The organism is Actinomycetota bacterium (assembly GCA_030682655.1).
In the GTDB taxonomy this organism is placed as follows: Bacteria; Actinomycetota; Coriobacteriia; order Anaerosomatales; family JAUXNU01; genus JAUXNU01.
Window position 1 is genome coordinate 84,953 of sequence record JAUXNU010000205.1, and the last position, 23,457, is coordinate 108,409.

The 23,457-nt window shown below is 64.3% G+C and carries 21 protein-coding genes; 7 read left to right on the forward strand and 14 right to left on the reverse strand.

Annotated elements, in window-relative coordinates; genetic code table 11:
- The first annotated feature begins 60 nt into the window (after positions 1–60).
- From Q8K99_13750 to Q8K99_13780, 7 genes are all read left to right on the forward strand, one after another.
- Positions 61–750 (forward strand): hypothetical protein, encoded by a 690-nt coding sequence (locus tag Q8K99_13750; GenBank protein MDP2183616.1) that lies wholly within the window; start codon positions 61–63, stop codon positions 748–750.
- A gap of 10 nt (positions 751–760) precedes the next feature.
- Positions 761–3,142 (forward strand): carbamoyltransferase HypF, encoded by a 2,382-nt coding sequence (gene hypF / locus Q8K99_13755; GenBank protein ID MDP2183617.1) that lies wholly within the window; start codon positions 761–763, stop codon positions 3,140–3,142.
- 45 nt (positions 3,143–3,187) lie between these two features.
- Positions 3,188–3,430 (forward strand): HypC/HybG/HupF family hydrogenase formation chaperone, encoded by a 243-nt coding sequence (locus Q8K99_13760; protein MDP2183618.1) that lies wholly within the window; start codon positions 3,188–3,190, stop codon positions 3,428–3,430.
- Positions 3,431–4,531: a hydrogenase formation protein HypD gene (gene hypD / locus Q8K99_13765; GenBank protein MDP2183619.1), complete on the forward strand. Its 1,101-nt coding sequence runs from the start codon at positions 3,431–3,433 to the stop codon at positions 4,529–4,531. It begins immediately after the preceding gene.
- Positions 4,532–4,567: 36 nt separating this feature from the next.
- The gene (gene hypE / locus Q8K99_13770) at positions 4,568–5,578 is read left to right on the forward strand and encodes a hydrogenase expression/formation protein HypE (protein MDP2183620.1); all 1,011 of its coding nucleotides are present in this window, start codon (positions 4,568–4,570) and stop codon (positions 5,576–5,578) included.
- A gap of 62 nt (positions 5,579–5,640) precedes the next feature.
- Positions 5,641–6,636, forward strand: coding sequence for an EamA family transporter (locus Q8K99_13775; GenBank protein MDP2183621.1), 996 nt, complete (start codon positions 5,641–5,643; stop codon positions 6,634–6,636).
- Positions 6,637–6,655: 19 nt separating this feature from the next.
- A complete protein-coding gene (locus Q8K99_13780; GenBank protein MDP2183622.1) occupies positions 6,656–8,296 on the forward strand; it encodes a glucose-6-phosphate isomerase in 1,641 nt (546 codons plus the stop codon).
- A 129-nt stretch (positions 8,297–8,425) separates the two neighbouring features.
- Here the strand turns inward: Q8K99_13780 and Q8K99_13785 are convergent, their stop codons facing one another.
- The 14 genes from Q8K99_13785 to Q8K99_13850 form a co-directional block, all read right to left on the reverse strand.
- On the reverse strand, positions 8,426–10,273 hold the full coding sequence (locus tag Q8K99_13785) for a cation acetate symporter (protein MDP2183623.1): 1,848 nt from the start codon (positions 10,271–10,273) through the stop codon (positions 8,426–8,428).
- Between the two features lie 16 nt (positions 10,274–10,289).
- Positions 10,290–10,640 (reverse strand): DUF485 domain-containing protein, encoded by a 351-nt coding sequence (locus Q8K99_13790; protein MDP2183624.1) that lies wholly within the window; start codon positions 10,638–10,640, stop codon positions 10,290–10,292.
- Between the two features lie 62 nt (positions 10,641–10,702).
- Positions 10,703–11,197 carry a universal stress protein gene (locus Q8K99_13795; protein MDP2183625.1) on the reverse strand — a complete coding sequence of 165 codons (495 nt, stop codon included), beginning with the start codon at positions 11,195–11,197 and terminating at the stop codon, positions 10,703–10,705.
- 389 nt (positions 11,198–11,586) lie between these two features.
- Positions 11,587–12,051 carry a metallophosphoesterase family protein gene (locus Q8K99_13800; GenBank protein MDP2183626.1) on the reverse strand — a complete coding sequence of 155 codons (465 nt, stop codon included), beginning with the start codon at positions 12,049–12,051 and terminating at the stop codon, positions 11,587–11,589.
- Between the two features lie 10 nt (positions 12,052–12,061).
- Complete coding sequence (locus Q8K99_13805) at positions 12,062–12,769, reverse strand: LytTR family DNA-binding domain-containing protein (GenBank protein ID MDP2183627.1); 708 nt, start codon at positions 12,767–12,769, stop codon at positions 12,062–12,064.
- Positions 12,747–14,069 carry a histidine kinase gene (locus tag Q8K99_13810; GenBank protein MDP2183628.1) on the reverse strand — a complete coding sequence of 441 codons (1,323 nt, stop codon included), beginning with the start codon at positions 14,067–14,069 and terminating at the stop codon, positions 12,747–12,749. The genes Q8K99_13805 and Q8K99_13810 overlap by 23 nt, the downstream gene beginning before the upstream one ends.
- A gap of 11 nt (positions 14,070–14,080) precedes the next feature.
- A complete protein-coding gene (locus Q8K99_13815; protein ID MDP2183629.1) occupies positions 14,081–14,923 on the reverse strand; it encodes a GNAT family N-acetyltransferase in 843 nt (280 codons plus the stop codon).
- Between the two features lie 4 nt (positions 14,924–14,927).
- Positions 14,928–15,707: a sulfite exporter TauE/SafE family protein gene (locus tag Q8K99_13820; GenBank protein ID MDP2183630.1), complete on the reverse strand. Its 780-nt coding sequence runs from the start codon at positions 15,705–15,707 to the stop codon at positions 14,928–14,930.
- 5 nt (positions 15,708–15,712) lie between these two features.
- On the reverse strand, positions 15,713–16,960 hold the full coding sequence (locus tag Q8K99_13825; GenBank protein MDP2183631.1) for a hypothetical protein: 1,248 nt from the start codon (positions 16,958–16,960) through the stop codon (positions 15,713–15,715).
- Positions 16,961–17,081: 121 nt separating this feature from the next.
- Positions 17,082–17,768: a DsbA family protein gene (locus Q8K99_13830; protein MDP2183632.1), complete on the reverse strand. Its 687-nt coding sequence runs from the start codon at positions 17,766–17,768 to the stop codon at positions 17,082–17,084.
- A 10-nt stretch (positions 17,769–17,778) separates the two neighbouring features.
- Positions 17,779–18,798, reverse strand: a complete 1,020-nt coding sequence (amrS, locus tag Q8K99_13835) for an AmmeMemoRadiSam system radical SAM enzyme (GenBank protein MDP2183633.1) — start codon at positions 18,796–18,798, stop codon at positions 17,779–17,781.
- Between the two features lie 11 nt (positions 18,799–18,809).
- Complete coding sequence (locus tag Q8K99_13840) at positions 18,810–20,630, reverse strand: diguanylate cyclase (GenBank protein ID MDP2183634.1); 1,821 nt, start codon at positions 20,628–20,630, stop codon at positions 18,810–18,812.
- A gap of 22 nt (positions 20,631–20,652) precedes the next feature.
- Positions 20,653–21,219, reverse strand: coding sequence for a QueT transporter family protein (locus tag Q8K99_13845; protein ID MDP2183635.1), 567 nt, complete (start codon positions 21,217–21,219; stop codon positions 20,653–20,655).
- Between the two features lie 69 nt (positions 21,220–21,288).
- Positions 21,289–23,415 (reverse strand): HD domain-containing protein, encoded by a 2,127-nt coding sequence (locus Q8K99_13850; protein MDP2183636.1) that lies wholly within the window; start codon positions 23,413–23,415, stop codon positions 21,289–21,291.
- Positions 23,416–23,457: the final 42 nt, after the last annotated feature.

Genomic DNA, 23,457 nt, shown 5'->3' on the forward strand with positions numbered 1-23,457 from the left:
CGCCCGGCGGCCAGGCCCGCGCCGGGCGTTTGTGCGTCCACCGGCCCGAAGCGCTCCTCAGTGCGCAACTCGTATCACGCTGTTACAATCGTGCTCGTGAATCAGAAGCGGAAGGCCAAGAACAGCGTCATCCAGCACAGTCAGATCGGCACGACGCCGATCTTCTTCGAGTGTCCCCACTGCGGCTTCCTTTCCAGTGAAGAGAGGTTCGGTGCCGGCGAGACCCTGTGCCCCATCTGCAAGTCCCCGGCCGACGGACGCCGCACCTTTCCGCCGGAGCGCCTCCGCCGCCTCGACGCCCGCATCCGCCACTACCATTCCGAGGGCGAGTCGGAGATCGTCGTGATCCTAGTCGCCGCGTTCCTCGAGGCGATCCTCGAAGACATCATCGACCGAATACTGAGCGCCCGCGGCGCCGACCTGAAGGTACGCGAGGTCGTTCTAGACGGCCAGCGAGCTATCGGAGCTAGAGTCGGCCGTCTCTTCCCACACCTGACGGGTGAGCAGTTCGAGGAGGCCGCCGAGGAGCTTGGCTACCGGGAGTTCCCCAAACGGTGGCGCGACGTCCGCGCGGCGCGCAACGCGTTCATCCACGACTCGCCCTTCCGCGGCCCGCAGGAGACGCTTGACGCGGCGATGGCATGCGAGTCGATGGACCTCCTCGACCAGGCGTACAAGCTCTTCGTGCTCATGAACAACCGTTTCGTGGCGGAGTCCACGCCTTCGCTCCCGTTCAGCAGCCGCTCATAGGGACGGGCCATTGAAGGCGCTCTCGTTCCATATCACCGGTATCGTCCAAGGCGTCGGCTTCCGGCCGTTCGTCTACAACCTCGCCGTCGGCCTCGACCTTGCCGGCTGGGTGCTGAACTCCTCGGAAGGCGTGTTCTGCGTGGTCGAGGGCACTGAGCAGGCCGTCGGGACGTTCGCTGAGCAGCTCCGCTCACAGGCCCCGCCCATGTCAGTGATCGAGTCGATCGTGGCCGAGGAGGTGGAGGCCGAAGGGTTCGCGGGTTTCGAGATCCGCGAGTCACAGGCGGTCGAGGGGGCCATGACGCTCATCTCCCCCGACATCGCCACCTGCGACGCATGCGTCGCCGAACTCCTTGGAGCACACGACCGACGCGCCCGCTACCCCTTCATCAACTGCACGAACTGCGGACCCCGGTTCACCATCATCGAAGACATCCCGTACGACCGGCCGCAGACCACGATGCGGGACTTCCCCATGTGCGGCGAGTGCGCCGGGGAGTACGGCGACCCCTCCGACCGGCGCTTCCACGCGCAGCCCGACGCATGCTTCGTCTGCGGTCCGCGCCTCTACCTCAACGTCGCGCCAGGCGCGGGCGGCGAGCGCGATCTCCCTGCCGACGCAGCCTGGACCCCCGAAACCGAGGCTGTCCCCCGCCCTCACCGGGAGCTCTCCGCCGAGCGCGAGCGGTCTGACGCGATCATCGGCGAAGTCGCCCGCCTCCTTGGCGAGGGAAGAATCGTCGCGATCAAGGGTCTCGGGGGATTTCATCTGGCCTGCGACGCAACGAGCGAGGCGGCCGTGCAGCTGCTCCGGGAGCGCAAACACCGCCGGGGGAGGCCGCTGGCTATCATGGTCGCTGATCTCGCAGCCGCGCGAGCCATCTGCGAGGTCGGTCCCGAGGAAGAGGGCCTGCTCACAGGCACCATTCGTCCGGTCGTCCTGCTGCGAAGGCGCGACCCGGCCGGCGGCGCAGCCGACACGCCCATCGCACCCGCGGTCGCCGGTGATCTCCGCGAGATGGGGGTGATGCTTCCGTACACGCCTCTACACCACCTCCTCCTGCGCGAGGTCGGCCGTCCGCTCGTGATGACGTCGGGCAACCTGTCCGAGGAGCCCATCGCGACCGGCAACTCCGAAGCCCTGGAGCGACTCGGCGCCATCGCTGATGCGTTCCTGCTCCACGACCGGGGAATCTACTCGCGCTACGACGACTCCGTCGTGCGTGTCGTGGAAGGTCTCGTGGAACCGGTCAGGCGAGCGAGAGGCTACGCCCCCTTCCCCGTGCCTCTACCGTTTCAGACCGACATCGACATCCTGGCTTGCGGCCCCGAGCAGAAGAACACCTTCACGCTGCTCACGCGCGAGCACGCATTCGTGTCGCAGCACATCGGCGACATGGAGAATGCTGAAACGCTTGCGGCCTACGAGGAGACGATCGCCCTGTACAAGCGGCTCTTCCGCATCGAGCCGCGTCTGGTCGCACACGACCTGCACCCGGAGTACCTCTCAACGAAGTTCGCACGCACGCTCGATCTGCCCAAGATCGGCGTCCAACACCATCACGCGCATATCGTGAGCGTCACCGCGGAGCACGGCATCGGCAGCCCGGTCATCGGCGTGTCGTTCGATGGCACCGGGTACGGCTCCGACGGCCGCATTTGGGGCGGAGAGGTTCTCATCGGCGATTGGGCGACGTTCGAGCGGTTCGCGCATCTTTCCTACGTCCCCATGCCGGGCGGAGCAGGCGCGATCCGTCGTCCGGCGCGCATGGCAGTTGGCACGCTTGTCGCTCACGACCTGCTCGACCACCCCGGTGCCGCCCCGCTGCGCTCGCGCCTCGCGGACGGCGAGGAGACACTGCTCTTGCAGATGATCGACAAGAGCGTCAACTGCCCGCTCACGTCTTCGATGGGGCGTCTGTTCGATGCGGTCGCGGCCATCGCGGGTGTACGCGACGACGTCTCCTACGAGGGTCAGGCCGCCATCGAGTTCGAGGCCGTCGCCGACCCCGGCGAAGAAGGTGCGTACCTCTTCGAGCACGTCGAGCAGGGTGAAGGCGAGCCCTGGCTCATCGACCCGCTGCCCGTGCTCGTGGGCGTGCTGGAGGATGTCGCGAACGGCGCACCCCCTGGGATCGTGTCGCGCCGCTTCCATCGTGCGGTGGTCCACTGTATAGTCGACGTGTGTCAAGAGGCTTCATCGCGCAACGGTATCAGCGATGTAGCCTTGGCGGGGGGCGTATTCATGAATCGCCTTGTCCTCGGCGGAGCTGTGAGAGGGCTCGCCGACGCCGGACTTTCGCCACTCACCCACATCAGGCTGCCGATGAACGACGGTGCTGTGTCGTTCGGCCAGGCGGTCGTAGCGTGGGCGAACAGACATGAGGTATAAGGTGGCATAGGAGCCGTCTCCTCGAAAAGGGAGGTACGAAACAGTATGTGTCTTGCGATTCCAGCAAAGGTCACGTCCATCGGTGAGAACCGGATGGCAGAGGTGGACATCCTGGGTGTCTCGCGCCATGTCAGCCTCGACCTGGTGCCAGATGCGGTTGTCGAGGACTACGTTCTCGTCCACGCAGGCTTCGCGATCCAGATCGTCGACGAGCAGTTCGCCGAGGAGACCCTGGACCTGTACCGCTCTCTGAACATCCTCGAGGACGAAATGGCCGAGGGAGCATAGGTGTTCGACCTTAGCGGGTTCCGGGACCCGACCATCGCCCGGACGCTGATTGACGCTATCCATAAGACCGCATCGACCCCCGTCAAGCTCATGGAGGTCTGCGGCACGCACACGGTCGCCATCGCCAAGAACGGCCTTCGCGACGTGATGCCCGAAACCATCACGCTGCTTTCTGGACCCGGTTGCCCCGTCTGCGTCACGAGCAACGCCGACATAGACGCTGCCATCGAGTTCTCCAAGCAGCCCGGGGTCATCGTCACGACCTTCGGCGACATGATGAAAGTCCCGGGATCGTATTCGTCCCTCTCGGCCGAGAAGGGCGACGGCCGCGACATCCGTGTCGTCTACTCGCCTCTTGACGCCATCGACCTCGCCGAGCGCAATCCCGACAAGCAGGTCGTGTTCATCGGCGTCGGCTTCGAGACGACCGTGCCGGTGATCGCCTCGGCGATCCAGCAGGCCGCAGCACGCGGCGTTGAGAACTTCTCTGTCTTCTCCGCACACAAGACGGTCCCGCTGGCGCTTCGCGCACTCGTCGACGATCCCGACGTCGCGGTCGGTGGGTTCATCCTGCCGGGCCACGTCTCCGTGATCATCGGCCTTGAGCCCTACCGCTTCCTCGCCGAGGAGTACAACGTCCCAAGCGTCATCACCGGTTTCGAGCCGGTCGACATCCTCCAGGGCGTTCACATGCTCGCGAAGCAGGTCGCCGAGGGTCGCGCCGAGGTCGAGGTGGCCTATACGCGAGCGGTACCGCCCGAAGGCAATCCGGCAGCGGTAGCCAAGATCGAACAGGTCTTCGAGCCCTGCGACGCGGAGTGGCGCGGCATCGGGGTCATCCCCGGCACCGGGCTTGCCATCCGCGAGGAATACTCCGAGTACGACGCCCTCAAACGAGTCCCCATCTCGCCACCCGAGCCCAAGGAAATCAAGGGTTGCCAGTGCGGCGAGGTGCTTCGCGGGGTCACGCTACCCTTCGATTGCAGACTCTTCGGTCGCGCATGCACACCGGAGCATCCGGTCGGCCCGTGTATGGTCTCCTCGGAAGGCTCCTGCGCGGCGTACTACCGCTACACGGACTACGGCAAGTCGGAGAGTTAGCCCCACGAACTGCCCGTTCCCTACCAAGGAGAACCCATGCACCAGGACCGTATCCTTCTCGCCCACGGCAGCGGCGGCACGATGATGCGCGAGCTGATCGAGGACGTGTTCTTCCGCGACTTCGCGGACGACATTCTCCTGCGTGGAGACGACGCCGCGACGGTAGCTGTCAGCACGGGCCGGGTGGCCATGTCGACCGACACATACGTCGTGAGCCCGGTGTTCTTCCCCGGTGGCGACATCGGACGGCTCGCAGTGTGTGGCACCGTCAACGACATCGCGACGGCCGGCGCCACACCTCTGTACCTGTCGGTCGGGTTCATCCTGGAAGAGGGCTTCCCGATCGAAGACCTGCACCGCATCCTCGCCTCGATGCGTGACGCAGCTGCCGAGGCGGGCGTTCGTATCGTCACCGGTGATACGAAGGTGGTGGAGAAAGGTCACGGGGACGGCGTCTTCATCAACACCGCCGGCATCGGATCCCTGCCTGACGGTGTCGACCTGTCCGGCTCCAACTGCAAACCGGGCGACAAGGTCTTGCTCTCCGGCACCCTCGGAGACCATGGGATCGCAGTCATCTCGGTCCGCGAGGGCCTTTCGTTCTCGACCGACATCAAGTCGGACGCGGCTCCTCTGAACCACCTCGTGGCAGCCGTTCTGGGGGCCGCTCCCGGCACCCGGTGCTTCCGCGATCCCACCCGCGGAGGTCTCGCATCCACTCTCAACGAGCTGGCAAGCGCCTCGAAAGTGTCCATCACCGTCGTCGAAGCTTCGGTCCCCGTCCGCGAACAGGTCCAAGGCGCGAGCGAGATGCTCGGCTACGATGTCTTCCAGGTCGCCAACGAGGGCAAGATGGTCGCTGTGGTCCCGGCCGACCAGGCCGAGGACGCTCTTGAAGCGATGCGCTCTGCGCCCTACGGCGAGGACGCCGTGATCGTGGGCGAGGTCGCCGAGTCCCCCGCTGGCAAGGTCTATGTGCAGACCGGCTTTGGCGCCACACGCATCATGGACATGCTCGTTGGAGAGCAGTTGCCCCGCATCTGCTGACGCCACCCAACAGCCCGGAAACGCAAACGCACGCGGCATCTCGGGAACGATAGACTGATTCCATGACCTCTGTGCGTCGCAAAGAGACCCCCGCAGGCCTCGCCCGAGTCGCCATCGCCGCCACCATCTGGGGCTCGATCCCGGTCTTGGTGCGCGCGGTCGATACGAGTTCGGTTGTCATCGTCTTCTGGCGAGTAGCGTTCGCCGGAGCGACCCTCCTGTTGTACCTCACCTTCAAGAAGCGGCTCGGCGAGATCGTCCGTCTGCCGACCCGACGCAAGCTCGCGCTCATGGGCATGGGAGCCCTGCTCACCGTGAACTGGCTGCTCTTCTTCACGGCACTGCAGCTCACGGGAGTCGCTGTCGCGGTTCTCCTTGGCTATCTCGGGCCGGTCTTCGTGGCCGCATTCACCCCGCTCGTGGCCCGGGAACCGTTCGACCGCCGCGTCGTCCTTCCGCTCGCACTGGCGCTGGGAGGCACGCTGGTCATAGTGGCCCCGGGCGAGGCGAGCAGCCTGGGCAGTCCCGCGAGCATGCTCGGGGCCACGCTCGCGTTCACTTCTGCGATCACGTACGCGATCCTCGTCCTCAATGCCAGGCGGCTCGTCCAGGGCATCTCCGCGAGCGTCTACATGGTCGTGGAGTACAGCACCGCCGCCGTCCTCCTGCTCCCCGCCGCTGTGCTGCTTCCGGGACCACAGGCCGCAAGCGAATGGGGATCTCTCGCAGCGCTCGGCGTGGTCAATACCGCGCTGACAGGCTTCCTGTTCCTCTCGGCTCTTCGTAACGTTCGCGCCGACCACGCGGCGATCATCACCTACGCCGAGCCCGTGAGCGCGGTCCTGTTCGCCGCCGTCTTCCTCGGCGAACCGCTGACGCTTGCCACGCTACTCGGTGGGGCGGCTGTGATCGCCGGAGGGATCGCCGTGACACGTCTGCGCCCGATGGTGGCCGTTGAGGGTCCGCCTGTCATCCCCGAGCTGGCCGAGGAGGGTCTGGACGGGTCGATGGGGAACACTGGTATAGACTCTGAAGACACGCCCGCGGGATTCTCATAGCAGTTCGAAGAGGTGGCACATGGATGCGCTGCAACGTCTGATCGACGCCGATGCGGTGGTTCGGCTCAAGAACCGCGATCCGCTACTATTCTCCGACGATGTCGATGCGCGGCAGCCGATCATTCAGCGCCTGGGATGGACCGACCTGGCGTCCGCGGCCATCGGGCGGATCCCGCTCGTCGAGAACCTCGCGCGTGCTCTGGTGGCCGAGGGTGCGACCGACATCGTTCTCCTCGGAATGGGTGGGTCGTCGCTCGCCCCCCTCGTCATTTCACGCGTGATCGGTCCCTCGGAGGGCATGCCGCGGTTGCACGTACTCGATACGACGTCCCCTGTGGTCGTCCGTAAGCTGCTCGACGAGCTCGACCCCGCAAGCACGTTCTTCCTCGTGTCGAGCAAGTCGGGAACCACCATCGAGCCCCTCTCCCTCTACGCGGTCTTCCGCGAATGGATGGACGCCAACTTCGAGCGCCCCGCTGCCGGTCAGCACTTCATCGCGGTCACGGATCCGGGAACCCCGCTCGAGAAGATGCGCCAGAAACAGGTCATGCGTGTCGCGCTGTCGGCGCCCGCTACCGTCGGCGGTAGGTTCTCCGCCCTGAGCATGTTCGGGCTTGCCCCTGCAGGACTGATCGGCGTGGACCTGAAGCAGTTGATCGACACGGCCCGAACCATGCAGGACGCATGCCACGCCCCTGCCGAGGAGAACCCGGGGGCGCAGCTTGCCGCATGGATGGTCGACGGCTACGAGTCGGGGCATGACAAGCTCACGGTCATCGCCTCCCCCGAGTACCGGTCGTTCGGACTGTGGATCGAGCAGCTGGTCGCTGAGTCCACAGGCAAGAACGGCGAGGGCATCGTACCTGTCTTGGAGCATTCTATGGATCCGCGGCGAGTCTTCGGCGACGACAGGGCATTCGTTGTCATCCGACGACCCGACGATGCACACCTGATCAACTTCGTTCTTGAGCGCAGGGACACATGCCGACTGATGGAATACGAAGTCGGAGCGCCGCTGGACATCGGGGCCGAATTCGTGCGCTGGGAGTACGCTGTCGCCCTGGTCGGTCACCTCATGGGCATCAACCCGTTCGACGAACCCAACGTCGGCCAGGCGAAGGAGGCCACCGCGCGCGTACTCGCGGGGACCGCAGCCGCCCCCAGAGCAATCGCAGATGTCGACGGCGTGTGGGTGACGTATGCAGGCCCGCTCGAAGACGCAGTCGCGCCGACCAATCTCCACGAGGCGCTCCATCCGCTCGCTTCCGCGATGCGGCCAGACGACTACCTCGCGCTCCTCGCATACCTGCCCGACGACGAAGCCCTGTTCGCGCCACTGCGTGCGGCAGCCACCACACTCTCCTCGGCAAGGCAAACCGCAGTGTGCGTCGAGATGGGGCCACGCTACCTGCATTCGACCGGTCAGCTGCACAAGGGCGGCCGGGACAACGGCCTCTTCCTGGTGATCACCGCCCGTGACCGTGTTGATGTCCACATCCCGGGAGCGGACATGACCCTCGGCCAGCTCTTCCGCGCGCAGGCCGAGGGAGACCTCGTGACACTGGCAGCGCACGGACGCCGGGTGATGCGTTTCGACCTTCCGGACAGCACTCCCGAATCCGTGGCAAGGCTTGCGGCCGCGATTCAGTCACTTGCCTAGGCGGCGCACGATTGAGAGTGTGTTGCGACTCATGAATGGGCCTGGCCCCGCTTCTGGGACGAAGAAACGGGGCCAGGTAGTCCTGCAAGTCCCTGGGGGTTGGGACTTGAAGGTTATGTAAGCGGTCGATCAGCTCTTGCTCTGGAAGAGACCTCCGACCTTGTCGAGACCGTGCTGCTTCTCGTGACGCTCGTGAGCTGTTCCGTGGATCCGCATCCAGATGTCGTCTACGTTGGCCGGCAGCTGGCCGTCGATCTTGCTCACGATGATGATCGTGAGCAGAGCCAGCGGGAAGGTGAACAGCACGGGGAACGTCAAGGCGCCAAAGAACCCGAGTATGCCCTCCTTGCCGACCACCTTGAGCTGCTGGAGCATGTTCAGGGTGATGATGCCGATGGCGCTCGAAAGACCGACGACGATACCCGCCGTGGCCCCGCGCTCGGTCGTGCCCTTCCACCAGATGCCGGTAAGCAGCATCGGGACGAAAGCACTCGCGCCGACCGAGAAGGCCCACGTCACCATCATGGCGATAAGTGCCGGGTACGCTTTGTCCAGGCCGATGGCCGGAATCCCGAGACCGATGCCAAGAGCCATAAGGGCTATGACGACGACGGAGGTCTTGCCAACGAACACGCGCTTGGCCTCGGAAGCGTTCGGGTTGATGTACTTCTCGTAGACATCGTGGCCGATGGCCGAAGCCGACGCTATCAACAGGCCGCCGATCGTGGAGAACATGGCCGCGAACGCGCCTGCGGCCACAACGCCCATGAGCCACTCTCCGCCGAGAATCTGGGCGAGCGTCGGCATGAGAGCGTCGGACTTGACGAGCAGACCATCCACATAGGAGGCCGTGGCCGGCGCGGTGCCGTTCTGGAAGGCCTCCATGATGAACTGGCGACCCGCGAGACCTGCGATCGGGGCCATGATGTAGAACACGCCGATGAAGATAAGGACCCAGAAGGTCGAGCGGCGAGCCGCAGCCCCGGAGGGGTTCGTGTAGTACCGGTTCAGGATGTGCGGCAGACCGGCCGTGCCGAGCACGAGAGCCAGCACCATCGAGAACTGGTCGAACGTGTTGTAGCGGTGACCCGGCTCGTTGAAGAGCATGTCGCGCAGTGTGTGCAACTTGTTCTTCTGCGGAAGAACGATGTCGACCTTGGCCGTAGTGTCGCCCGCGTTCACAACCTCTTCCACTGCCGCGAAAGACGCGGGAGTCATGGCGGTCTTGGCCGCGTCCATCGGGGTCTTGCCCGATGTCGGATCAGCGGTCGTTGCCTCAGCGACGCTCATTGTCTTGACGTTGGTGAGCTTGGCGGCCGAGGCGTCCGCCAGGGCCTGCGGATAGCTGAAGCCCTTGCTGAAAGCGAAGATCACAACCATGCTCATCGCGAAGGCGAGCCACCAGAACTGGAAGATCTGGTTCAGAGTGGTCCCCTTCATGCCGCCCATGGCCACGTAGAACATCATGATCGCGGCTACGACGACGACGCCAGACGTGTAGGGTTCCATTCCCAGGAAACCGGTTCCCACGAGTACCTTCCAGGTGGTGCCGGCACCATACATCTGAGGTGCGATATAGAACAAGCTCGTCAGGAGAACAGCGAGCACGGTGATCAGACGGATGCGGCTAGAGCCGAAACGCCCGAAGGCGAAGTCGGCCACCGTGTACTCACCGAACCGGCGCAAGGCCGATGCAATGAAGAGAACGACGACCATGAAGCCGCCGGCGAAACCGGCTGCGTACCACACGCCGTCCAGCCCGGAGGCGTAAACCGCGCCCGCAACACCCAGGAAGGACGCCGCCGACAGGTAGTCGCCGGAGATGGCCGAGGCGTTTGAGAAAGAACCTACCTTGCGACCGGCAAGATAGAAGTCCGCAGTCGTGCGCGTGAAGCGGCGCGAGAAGATCGACAGACTGATTGTGAAGACGATGAGAATAACGACCAGAACGATAGCCAGAACGTTCAGATTGCCCATGGTGCCACCTCCTTCCTTAGCTGTTGGCTGCGATCTTGTCGGCCATGTCGGCAAGCGTGTCATCCAGCTTGTCGGCCTTCTGCGAATAGGTCCATGCCATGACCCACAGGAACACGTAGTACAGAAGCGAGATGAACAGGTAGTTCCATGTGAAGCCGCCCCAGATGGTCTTGGTGTACCAACCCTCGACCCATACGGAGAGCGCCGGAACAGCCAGTGTCACCGCGAAGAAGATCGCGCCGTACGTGAAGCTGAGCTTGCGCTGCGCCCGAAACACATAATCGACGCTTTCGATCGTATCGACGTGGTCGCCGTGCGTTGCCCGTGTGCCGGAAACGGCTGCGGCGTCTGCGCCTGAACTCGTCATATCGCCTACACCTCCTCATACAGGATCGATCGGCCGCCCATGCGGCCGTGTCTACGTAGCTGCTAGTCGGCCTTCACGACGAAGACCGGTCGGTCGGAACCCTTGACGACCGTCTCCGCGATCGAGCCGAGCGCGATGCGCTTGATGCCCGTGCGACCCGTGTCGCCGATCACGATCACGTCGGCGTCGAACTCCTCGGCCGCGGCGATGATCCGCTTGGCCACACCGCCCTTGACTACCTCGGCTTCGCACTCCACGTCGTTGCGCTCGCACATCGTCTTGGCGATGGCAAGCCCGCGGATGGAACTGTGCACGCCTTCGAACACGTCCTCGGCCTCGATCTCCTCCGGGAGCTCGAGAGCCTCGATGCCGGTGTCGACATAGATCGCCTTCACCTTGGCGCCGAACGTCTTGGCCATGACGACCGCCATCTGGGTCGCCGCGACCGCCGGTGCGGAACCGTCGACTGGAAGCAGGATGCGATCGACGTCGATACACACCTCGTCGATATCGCCCAACTTGATGTCCTCGGCAGCGCCTTTGATGCAGACCTTCATGCGTCTCACCTCCTTGGCAGACCCGGGGTGCCCGGGCCCATTTGTCTAACCTAACCCTAGCCGCGACGCGAGACCCGGGCGAGTCGAACGGCGTGCGCGGTGGAGAGACCTCGGTGAGCGGGACTTGAGGGTATGTGTACGGCGGTGAGTGGCCCGGTGCATGTTTGCCCGCGGCCGTTCACCAGACGCAACCGCCCACTCACCGACGCTATGCCCCCGTTTCCCCTGCTGGAACGCGGTATCGGTGTGCGCCTTCGTGATTGCGGCATGCGACCGTGAGCTTGTGGACAGGCCCTGGAAAGCACTGCAGGCGTCGCGACAGTCGGAATGCTGTCGCACCGGACGATCTGCGGCACAAAGCAGAATGAGCCGCCGGCGGAACCGCCGGTCTATAGCACGATGATCTCGGCCTCCGGTCGTTCGCCTACGCGGCAAACGACCGCGACCGTTCCGCGCCGATCGGGCGTCCGGTTGCGCGAGGTCGAGCCGGGATTCACGAGAAGCGCCGCCTGTAGGGACGTAATAGCAGGTAGATGGGTATGTCCCGCAACCACAACATCGATTCCGGGTTCCGGACGGTCATGCCTGGGACTGAAAGCATGGACGACGAAGAAGCTCATTCCGCCACACGTGGTTCGTGCCACCTGGGGCAGCGCCCATGACGGGAAGACCGGGTCGGTGTTGCCACGAACGGCAATGACGGGGGCGATCGTCTGGAGCTCGAAGAGGACGCTCTCACGCCCTACGTCCTCCGCGTGCAGAATCAGGGACACGCCTTCCAGTGCCTCTAGCGCGGCGGCGGGAAGAGTCCCATGGGTGTCCGCCAGGACGCCGATGCGTACATCGCCGCCCACTGCCGCAACCTCACAGACCGAGCACGCGCTTGAGGGATGGAACGCGACGGCGAGACACCGGCACCTGCGTCCCGTCCGTGTCGCCCAGGGTCAGCAGCAGGGTTCCCCCGTACATCGGGACGACCTCTTTGACCCGGCTCAGGTTGACAAGGTATCGCCGATGAACCCGGAAGAACCCTGTGGCCTCAAGCTTGTTCTCAAGATTGGCCAAAGAGATCGTGGAGAGATATCGCTCACCGTCGGTATGAAGGTAGGAGTAGTCGTCCTTGGCCATGATGTAGTAGATCTCCTCGACCTGAAGCAGCAGCTTCTTGCCGGCCTTCTCGACAGGGACGCGCTCGATGCGCGCCTGCTGATGACGCGTCGGCTCGAGGCGCTCGATCGCCTGCCTGAGGCGGGCGGCCTCGACCGGCTTGACCAGGTAGTCGGTCGCCGACACCTCGAACGCTTTCACCGCATGCTCGCTGTGGGCCGTCACGAAGACGATCGCGGGCTGCTTCTCGATCTCGCTCAGCGACTCGGCGAGCTCGACCCCTGACAAGCCGGGCATGTCGATGTCGAGAAACACGACATCGTACGGGATCGCCTTGATCAGCTGCAGCGCCTCGGCCGTGTTCGATGCCTCGCCCACGACTTCGACTCCACCGACTTCTTCAAGCAGAAACCTCAGCTCGGAGCGAGCCGGTGCCTCGTCATCAACAACCAGTGCCTTCAGCATTGCGGCCTCCAGAGAGGGCGGGTGTTTCCTCGAGTGGAATCGTGAGTGTGACGACCGTGCCCTCGCCTAGCCCGCTTTCCACGCGTAGTCCAGCGTCTCCGCCGAAGTGACCCTTGAGTCTATCGTCCACGTTCTTGAGCGCGATTCCAAGACCCTTGCCGAAACCGGCCTCCAGAACGTACGGGAGGTCCTCCTCGGCGATACCGACGCCGTCATCTGTGACGCGCACGCACAAACGTCCGTTGTCGATACGCGCATCGAGGCGGATGTGCAGAACACCCTCTGCGCGCATGCCGTGCTTCACGGAGTTCTCGATCAGTGGCTGAATGATGAACGCGGGCACCTCCACCCTTCCGGCTTCCGGCACTGCATCCTCGACGACGGCGATACGGTCGCCGAACCGCGCGCGTTCGAACCGCAGGTACGAGTTCACGTACTCCAACTCACGCTCAAGCGTGATGAGCGCGTCGCTTGCCTCCAGGGTCCGCCGATAGAAGGAGGCGAACTCGCGCAGGAGATCCCGCGCCTGGTTGGGGTCGGTCCGAATCAGCATCGCGATGGTGTTGATGGTGTTGAAGAGGAAGTGCGGGTTGATCTGCGCCTGAAGCGCCTTGAGTTCCATGCGCGTGGCGAGCTGGGTCTGCCTGTCGAGCTCGGAAAGCGCGAGCTGGGTGGAGAGCAGCTTGGCCAGACCTTCGGCGTTGGTGACCTGGGTCTCATTGAGCAGCCGTGGCGTCGTGTAGTAGAACTTCAGAGTCCCAACGGGCCGCCCGCGCATCTCGAGAGGCACCACGATGGCCGCACGCAACAGACAATCGCGGCGTGGACATCCGATCTCCTCCTTCGTTCCCACTATCCGGTGCTCGTTGTGGTCGATCGCTTCACGCGTGGCACGTGTCAGGATGGGCCCACCGACTTCATGATGGCCCTCGCCGAGCCCCGCGAATCCTAGCACTCGTTCGGTGTCGGTAATCGCGACGGCGGCAGCCTCGGTCTGCTCGAGCGCGATGCGGCACACGGCGTCGGCCGTCTCGACATTGAGTCCTTTGCGCAGGTAGCTCAGACTCTCATTGGCAATCTCAAGAACCTGATGGGACTGCATCGCCCTCAGATGGTCCGGGCGGTTGATGAAACGGGCCACAACGCTCCCCATCGCCACCAGCGTCAGTCCCGTGAGAGTCGACGTCAGCATCCAGCGCGGAGCATCTACAACGACAAGCACGTACCCGGTCACCACGGCGAGAACTGTGACACCGAACAGCATCAGGCTGTCGATGATGATCGTTCGGCGAGGAGTCATCAGCGCCACGCTCAGTCACCCTTCGGCGCGGTTGGGCCGACCGCGCGAATCAGAAACACAAGTCGCCCAAGGAGTTCCCGCATCCCTGCCGCACGGTACAACGCCCGTGACGCGGCGTTCTCTTCCTGGGTACACAGGCTCAGATACCGTGCCCCCGCGCGGCGAGCGTAGAGCATGGCGTCCGACAGAAGCTCGGATCCGATGCCCGCGCGCCGGTGTGCGGGCAAGACCGCCAATCTGCCCAGAGTGGCCGCGCCGCGCTCAACCGTGCAAAGAGTATATCCGATGACCTGGGCGTTCACCTCCGCGAGCACTATCCGGTCTCGGGAGAGGTACTCAGCTATCTGCTCCGGCCCGTACTGCCAGAACTCATCGAACGACGCGTGGTCGACATCGAGGATCGCCGACAGGTCGGCAGCCGTGCACGGTCGAACCCGGCAGCGCGCGGGCACGCTGTCCCCAACCGGTGATCTGTTCAGGTCACACCGCATGGCAACGATGCTTTGCGCGAGCTGCATGCCGGCACGTGTGTAGTCAGGCGCAGCCTCCTTCGGCACGAGCGGGCTCAAGATGCGGCCGAGACCCTGCTCACGCGCCACCCGCGCGACCTCGTCAACCGCGCCGGGAATCTCGTGTCGCGAGCACCACAGGCCCCGAATCGCCAGGATGTCGAGATGGCGCCGCCAACGCTCGACTACAGCTCCCGTTCCGCCCGGGCCAACGAGAACCCGCCAAGGGCCACCCATCCGAAACGCCTCCAGCGCCTCCGGGTCATCGAAGAGATGCGCCGCCTTCAGCGCAGGCCACAAGCGGTCGACCTCGTCATCTTTGGCGACGTGAAGGCGCGGCGCCACGGTACTACATCCATCCGAACTCATTGGCGGCCAGTATCGCTCCGGTGGCGCCCAGAAGGACCGCGAAGGCGATTCGGACGTGACGCTCGTTCGCGGCTGCGGTCAGCCTCGCGCCAACGAGGACGCCGGGGACTACGCCAAGCGCAAGCCATGCCGCGAGCGCGACGTTGACGTGTCCGAGGACCCAATGAGTCGCGGCTCCCGGTACGGCGAGCACGGCGATCGCCACGAGGCTCGTACCGATCGCCCGTTTGATCGGGAAGCCAAAGACCCGCGATAGCATGGGAACGAGCACGAACCCGCCACCGAGCCCCAGAAACCCGGAGTAGAGCCCGGTGATCCCTCCGAGAAACGCAAGCTTGACTGAGGTCACATCCGTCGATTCCGCCACAGGCGGGCAGGAGGGCCCGTCAACGGGAAGGTCCGCCGCATGGCGGAGCATGTCGACGGCCATGTAGCCGATGAGCAGGGCCGTCACGATCATGACGACCGAACCTCCGGCGCGAGCACTTCCCCACGCCCCGACGATCGTGCCGACGATCCCCCACGCCCCGATGAGCAGCCCCACGCGTGAATCGGCCATACCGCGCCGTGCGTACGACCATGCTCCGGTGATCGCAGTCGGGATGATGACCACAAGCGGCGTTCCCACTGCGACGAGCGCCGGCTCGGCCAGCAGCAAGCGTATCGCCGGTGTCGTGACAACGCCACCGCCCACGCCGAAGGCCCCGGACAGCAGCCCTGCCAACAGGCCGACACCGACCGTCAGAGCGTGTGCGGCCACGGCACCTAGCCGTCGTCGCGAACGACCGGGAAGCGACCTGTGATCGCCGAGCGGTCTACCCGACGCTCGCCGGTGAACAGCGACTTCAGGGCGATCTCGTCCCAGATGCGGTCCATAAGAATCGGCCACCGCCTCTGGAAGTCGAAGTAGTTCTGGCAGTTCTCGCGGGCATAGTCCGAGGCGTGACGGGTGGCCACCCGGGCGATGCGGAAGTACCGGCCGCCTTCCGGGCGAGACAGACCCCTGAGCAGGGAGGTCATCACCGCTCTCCAAGTCACCGAGGAGCCGATGAACGAGCCGGGATACGGATCCATCGCCTCTGGTGTGATCTGGCGCAGGTCGACCTGGGACTTGGCGAACTCGAGTTTGCGGTGCTCGTAGATGAACCGGTAGACATCTTGCCTGAACTGCAGCGCTTCGCTCGGGAGTTTGGGCGGCTTGTGTACGACCGACCACTCGCCGTCGAGGAAGACGTCTCCTCCATGCATGCGCGCATTGATGACGTAGTCGATGTCTTCGCCACGAACAACCCAGGGGTCGAAGGACACGTTGCAGAACATGTCTTTGTGGAGCGCGAAGCACCCTCCGAACGCCATCGTGGCGGTCCTGATTCTTGGAGGCGCGTCCACGATGCCAAGCGCATGGTTGTACGCATCGTTCTGCCGCCAGAACATGTCCGACCAGTGCGGATCCACGTAACGCTGGTACTGGCCGTCCTCGTCGGTGTAGTAGCCCGTCTTCGCCAGTACGACCTTCCCGTCGTCAAGCGTCGTGCCTATGCCCTCGAGCGCACGCGCAAGGAACCCACGGTCCGTGATGATCTGGTCGTCGTCCACAAAGACCACTGTGTCGCATCCAAGAACAGCAGCAGCCATGAGGCCGACATTGCGCACGGCGCCGTAGCCCACGAGCGTCACCCCACCTATCATGTCGGCGAACTCAAGCTGCTCGAGACGACGGTGCAACGAGCCAAGCTCCGCCGGTCCGAAGACCAGCGCGTCGATGGCGGGAAAGTCCTCGAGAATCGCACGCACGCGGTCCTCGGCGGCATGCTCGATGGAAGGATCTGTAGCCGCCACGATCACAACGACCCTGCCAAGACCTTCGACACCCTCGAGTGAGCGCAGGCACGCTGCGAGAGTGCCCTCCTCGTCGATAGGCGTGGGGTGATCGTAGACGGTAAGCAGGTCCTCTGAGACGCGACCGCGCTTGCGCGTCCAGAACGTCGGGATGACGACACACGGAGTAGACACCTGTGTGGATACCTCTTTCGTCGTATGACTCCTTGGCGCCCTCTGACGCCTCATGAATCATACATCTTCCAGGGTCGACTTGGCCTTGGGTTCCATGTGCGAGAACGACAGGCTATCGGCCTCAGGCAGGGGCACTATCCTCGGCTTGCTGTTCGACATTGTCCGGAGTGACCATGCATCTCTCGAGCGCATCCGCGAGGACGCGATAGGGACGGGAACCCACCAGCAGTTCGTTGCAGATCAGCGCCGCGGGTGTCGAATCGAGTCCGAGATTCATCGCCACATGTCGGTACTGGTGAAGACGCTCGTCGTAGGCACCCGTGTCCCACGCAGTGTCCACGTCGGCGAGCAAGAATCCGAAACCGCCCGCGATCTCGTGCAAGACCTCCGGATCCCCGATGTCTCTGCCTTCGGCGAAGTACGCCGCGAAGATCGCCGCGTGAGTCCGTCTGTGCCCGTCTTCGCCCAGGTCGCGCGCCATCTCGCCGAGAACAAGCGCCTTGTGGGTCTTTGGCAGAAAGGGAGGATCCAGCATGGGGAATCCATCCGTGCGGGCAATGCGCTGGAGGTGCTCTTCGACTCGATCGCCGAATCCGCTGGCCTCGAGTTCACTCACCTGGTAGCCCTCCTCGGGCATGTCTGGACGGAGCTCGAACGGAACGAGGAACCACTGCACCCCTGGATACTCGTCGCGCAAGCGGTCGAGCCGATGCTGGTCCACGTAGCAGAATGGGCACGCGTAGTCGAAGAAGATCAGAACGCGTGGAGCCTGGTGCCTCGGGTCGTCGTGCTCGTGGGCTTGCGCCACCGGGCCTCCCCTACTCGACGATGTTGAGATCACGCCCGCACTTGGCGCAAGAGCCGCCGCGGGTTCTCCTGTCGAGTATGGTGTACCCGGAACGCCGCACGGCTACCGAGCGGCACGACGGACAGATAGTGTCTTCACCCTGAGGGTCCTCGACATTTCCGACGTAGACATGGTGCAGCCCGGCCTCCTGCCCTATCGCACGGGCCATGCGCAAGGTCTCGATCGGAGTCGCCGGAAGATCGGCGAACTCGAGGTACGGGAAGAACCGCGTAACGTGCCAAGGAGTATCGGCACCCAACGCCTCGGCGATCCACACTGCCATCGTGCGAAGCTCCTCGGCGGAATCGTTGATGGTCGGGATGACGTTGGTCACGACCTCCACGTGCATCTCCCACTGCGTCTTGGCGCGCACGGCCGCCTTCATGATCGGTTCGACCGAGGACACCTTGCAGAGGCGGCGGTACGTCTCGTCGGTCGCCCCCTTCAGGTCCACACGCCACACATCGAGATGTGGGCCAAGGAGATCGAGCCCCTCGCTGGTGATGTAGCCGTTCGTCACCATTACTGTGAACAGGCCGGACTCGCGACACAGTCTCGCTACATCTCGCACGTACTCGGCCCAGATGACCGGCTCGTTGTATGTGAATGCGACCCCCGGGCACCGGTACTTGCGCGCCATGTCGACGACGGCCTCGGGGGAGAGCGTATGCAGCTCGACCTCATCGGCGGCCTCGCCCGGACGCGCGCGGCTGATTCGCCAGTTCTGGCAGTGGCCGCACTTCATCGAACAGCCGATGCTTCCGATGGACAGAACTGCCGTGCCCGGGAAGTAGTGATACACCGGCTTCTTCTCGATGGGGTCAGCCGCGATCGAGGAGATCGTGCCGTAGGTGAGAGCGATCAGCGTCCCGTCCACGTTCTTGCGGACCCCGCAAACACCGGTCGCACCCGCAGAGATCAGGCAGCGATGCGGGCACAATCCGCAGCGGATCCGGTCGCCCTCTTGTTCCCAAAGAAGCGCGGTATACACGTAGTCTGCCCTTATCCCGCCGCCAACCGGACCTGGTTTCGGCCCGAGCGCTTCGCTGTGTACATCGCGCTATCGGCTGCCTCGAGGAGCGTGAGAGGCTTGGTCACGTGCCCGCTCGCTGCCGCCACCCCGATCGAGACGGTGACTTTCACCGTGTCGCCGACGAACGACAGCTTCGACACCGCCTCGCAGAGCTTCTCGCCAACGACGTAGGCCTCCGTCTTGCCGATCCCCGGGAGGATGATCGCGAACTCATCGCCACCGTAGCGGATCGGTATGTCTGTCTCGCGGACCAGTTCTGTGATCAGTCTTCCGACGCCGCACAGCACCTCGTCACCCACCGTGTGACCGCTGCCATCATTGACCGCTTTGAATGCATCTATGTCGAGCACGAGTAGTGACACCGGAGTGCCGTATCGCTCGGTGCGCGCAACTTCCTCGGCAAGCCGCTTGTCGAACACACGCCTGTTCCACAGACCAGTGAGGGGGTCAACGGTCGCGGACTCCTCGAGTTCCTCGACGTTCTGTCGCATGCGTTCCTTCTGCAGCGGAAAGCACATTTCCCACGTGGACCGATCCGAGATGATGGCGATCGCGTGATCGGCGCACGTGTCGTAGCCGCACGCCCCGCAGTCGAGAGGTTCGTCGTGTGAGATGAACCCGGTCTGCTGAAGCTCCGCATCGATCTCCTCGGCGGAAGGGCGCTCTTGCTTGACGGGCGCGGGCTTGAACGTGCGCAGAACGTCGATCTGGGGCAGGTACGAAAGCAAAGCCCTGCTGCTTATGCCTGACGAACGCCCGGAGGAACGCTCGGCGGACATCACATTGCGTTTCGCGAAGACGGACATGCCGGGCTTGACCGCGGGACCGTCGATGCAGCCCTCGCAGTTGAGAGCGTCGATGACGGAGGGGGCCGCCTCGCCGCGCTCGATCGCCGCAAGCAGCCGATCGAGCTGACGCAGGCCGCGCACGGTCTGAACCCCGGCGTCGGTCACGAGATGGCTTTCCAGGGTGCGCCGCGGGAAACCGTCGATGAGAGAGATCTCCTTGAGCGGCTGCGGTCGCCTCGTGCCAGCATGCGTCGCCATGGAGAGCGGGGGACGCGGCTTCAGCTCCGCCAATAGCTTCTGGAGCTCGAGGAAGTCGATTGCAACGTCGACGGCGCCCGCGAATCCAGATTCGTAGATCTCGTCTTTGCGGGCGTAGCACGGCGACACGTACACGACGGCGGTGTCGGCGGGGTAGACCGCCCTCACGAGACGGGCCTGTGCGACATATGGAGGGACGATCGGCGTCAGCGTCGAGCTCAGAGACGGATGGTACCGCCGAACCCAGTCGGCTACGACGGGGCACGTGGAGCGCAGCGTGAGCGAGGGGCACGGCCGGGCATGCGACCGTTCGTACTCAAGGGCAACGAGCTCCTCGCCAAGGAGTGTGGTCTCGACCGCGTGGAACCCGACGGACTCGAGTGTCCTTTCGACTTCCATGGGGGAGAGAGGGTGCATCGCAGCGACGAACTCGGTCGCAAGTATCGCAACGACGGGGCGTCCGGTCGCAAGCAGGCGCACTACCCTGCCGGTGTCGTCGCGAACGCGAAACGCATCGCTGCTGCACTCGGACACGCAGGCTCCGCACTTCACGCAACGCTCTTCGATGACCTCGCAATGCCCGGCAACCACGCGAATCGCCTTTGCCGGGCAATCGCGAACGCAGCTCCAGCACTCGCGACAGGAGGTCTCGGTGCTCCGGATGAGCGGCTCAGCCGGCGCGACGAGACCCGGCGCGACCCGAGGCGCCTGGCTCTCCTGATGTGTCGTGCGGCCCCCGAACATACCGGTTCACCCTCCGTGTGGGTCACTGATCCTCTTCGGCCAGCCGTTTCGCAAGTCCCGCCGCCTTGAGAACGGCGAGAAGCGGCCACCCGAGGGCGTACACGATGATGCCCTCACAGACACCGATGGTGACGACGCCATAGGCGTACATCACCAACCATGCACCCTCCAAGTCTACTCCCAACAGCGGAACACGGTAGAGTCCGAGTCCGGCAAGCAGGAACGGAAGGTAGGCAGGCACGATCAGGGCGTTGAAGATCACCGGACCGGCAAGCGCCAACGCAGTCCGTGCGCGGAATCGCCAGGTCCAGAGTGCACCGGCGAGAGTCGCGATCGAGCCGAACACAACGTCGAGCAAGGCGATGGGGCCGACGGTCGCCAGGTTGAATGCGTTCGCCACCAACGTGCCGAGGAACAACCCGGGGATCGCGGCAGGGGTGAGTACCGCGAGCACGGTAACGGCCTCGCTCGGTCTGAACTGGATAAGGCCCCACCCCAGGTATGCGGGGAACTGCAGCACCACGATGGTCATCGCCGCGTAGACGGCGGCAATGAGACCAGAGCGCGCAATAAGCCGTGTGTGCTTCATCGGGACCTTCCACCACAGAACGGTTGCGTGCGGGGATTCTAGCACGGACCTGCGGGACTCACATGAGCGCTAGGCGGGAAGCTGATCCTCAGGGGCCGGTCTCTGGACGAACAGGCCCGTGGAGGCGGCAAGGGCCTTCCGGTCGAGGGCGTCCACCAGTGCCTCCACGATCTCCGGATCGAACTGCGTTCCCGCGCCCGCACGAAGCTCCGTGCGCGCCTCGGCGAAGGTGCGTCGCGGCCGATACGGCCACTCGGAGGTGATCGCGTCGAAAGCGTCGGACACCGCAAGTATCCGCGCCAGAAGCGGAATCTCCTCACCGGCTAGCTCGGCAGGGTATCCGGCGCCGTCCCAACGCTCGTGGTGGTGCAAGACCACCGGCTTGACCGCATCGAGGAAGTCGATCTGCTCGAGAATCCCCACACCGATCTCCGGGTGCCTGCGCATCTCCGCCATCTCGTCGTCATTGAGCTTGGTCGGCTTGAGCAGTATCTCCTCGGACAGTCCGGTCTTCCCGATATCGTGCAGAAGCCCGGCGAACCGAAGCACCTCGATGTCTTCGATCGCCAGACCGATCTCCTGGCCGACAAGCATCGCGAGTTCCATGACGCGCCCCGCGTGGCCAGGAGCAGCGTGCTCGGAGAGATCCAAGGTCGCCGAGAGCGCCGCGACCGTCTTCGCATAGTCGTCACGCACCCGGGCGAAGACGGCGACCCGCTCGAATGTCTTTGATGCGTGCTCGGCCATTCCAAGCAGAAGGCGATGATCGAACGACTGGAAGGATCGTCCGTTCCCTGCCGCCACGAATACATAGCCCATCACATGCTCGTGCACCATGATCTCGACCGACAGCACCGACCAGGTCCCGTCGTCGGGCGCGTCCGGAGCGAGCCTCCCGAGTGATGTGATGTGCCTGACCGAGGAGAACGGCTCGACGGCAACATCTCGTCCGGTGGCCTCCCCGAGAATCCTCTCGACCGACGCCTCCGTGAGATCGGTCCCGAACGCGACTGTCGCATCGTCGAGACCCCACCCTGTGATGACGCAGCCCGCCAGATCGAAGTCGAATGTCTTGCTCAGCACGCTCAGCGTCGCCGTCGCGACCTCCGCCAAGTCCGTGCAGTCAGCCAGCCACTTCGAGAACTCGCCGAGGTGCATGAGCTCGTGCATGGTCCGATAGGCGTCATCCCTCCCGTGGGCCGTCTCGATCACGCTCGCGGCCATCTCGGCAAATCGCTCGAGGAGCCTCATCTCGTCTCCCCGGAGCTTCCTGTCTTTGCGGCACAAAGCGATGTTGAGCACGCCCTGCACCGAGTCAGCCCGCACGAGAGGAACGGACACGGCGGTCGTGATGCCACGACCGGGCTTGAGGCTTCGATTCGCTTGACCGTCGCGATCGCCGTTCACCAGAACGCTCCGGCCCGTCGCGGCAACGCGACCCGCGATACCGTCTCCGACATGGATGATAGCCCCGAGAGCATCCCTGCTGGCGTCGCCGCGGGCGGCCACCACCTCAAGCATGTCGGTCCCGGGGCGGAGGAGCATCAGTGAGCCGCTGTCGGCAGCAACGATTGCCATGGCGCGAGCGACGATGACGTCGAGGACTTCGTCCAGACGGTACTCGATCTCGTTGAGCTCCTTGCCGACTTCGACGAAGACCTCGAGTTCGCGTGTTCGCTCTGCCCAGCTCTTGTTCTCAAGCGCCCGTGCGACGGCACCTTGGGCCATCGCGCGGGTCATGACCACGAGGGACTCCACCTCGCGCTTGGTTCGAACAGGTATCTCTCTCACGGCCTTGCGCGCCCCGAACTCCGAAACACCGCGGGCCAGCAACCTCTCGAAAAGACGTTTGCGGTCGCGTGTAGAAGACACGAATCCGCCAACAATGACCACGCAGGTCCGTCGATCATCGATCTCCACGGGGGCGACGTAGGCCGGGAGTCCGGCGCGACAGGTGATCCGGGAGATCTCTGAGGACTTGATCTCAGGGGCTTCCCCGAAGCACGTCGCGTGTGCGTCCCTCGCACCCGTCGCGAGCTCGCAATACTCGCAACGGCCACGCGAACAGACCAGCGTGCGCGCATCGGAATCGAGGACGTCGACAATGAGACCGGTGGCCTCAAGGAGAGCATCGATCGCATCACGCCACGCGCGTCCGCCGAAAGCGCTGTTGAGTACATCTCTTCCGGGTGCCACAAATCCCCCGATACAAAGAAGCTCGGCCCTGGTCGGGTTATC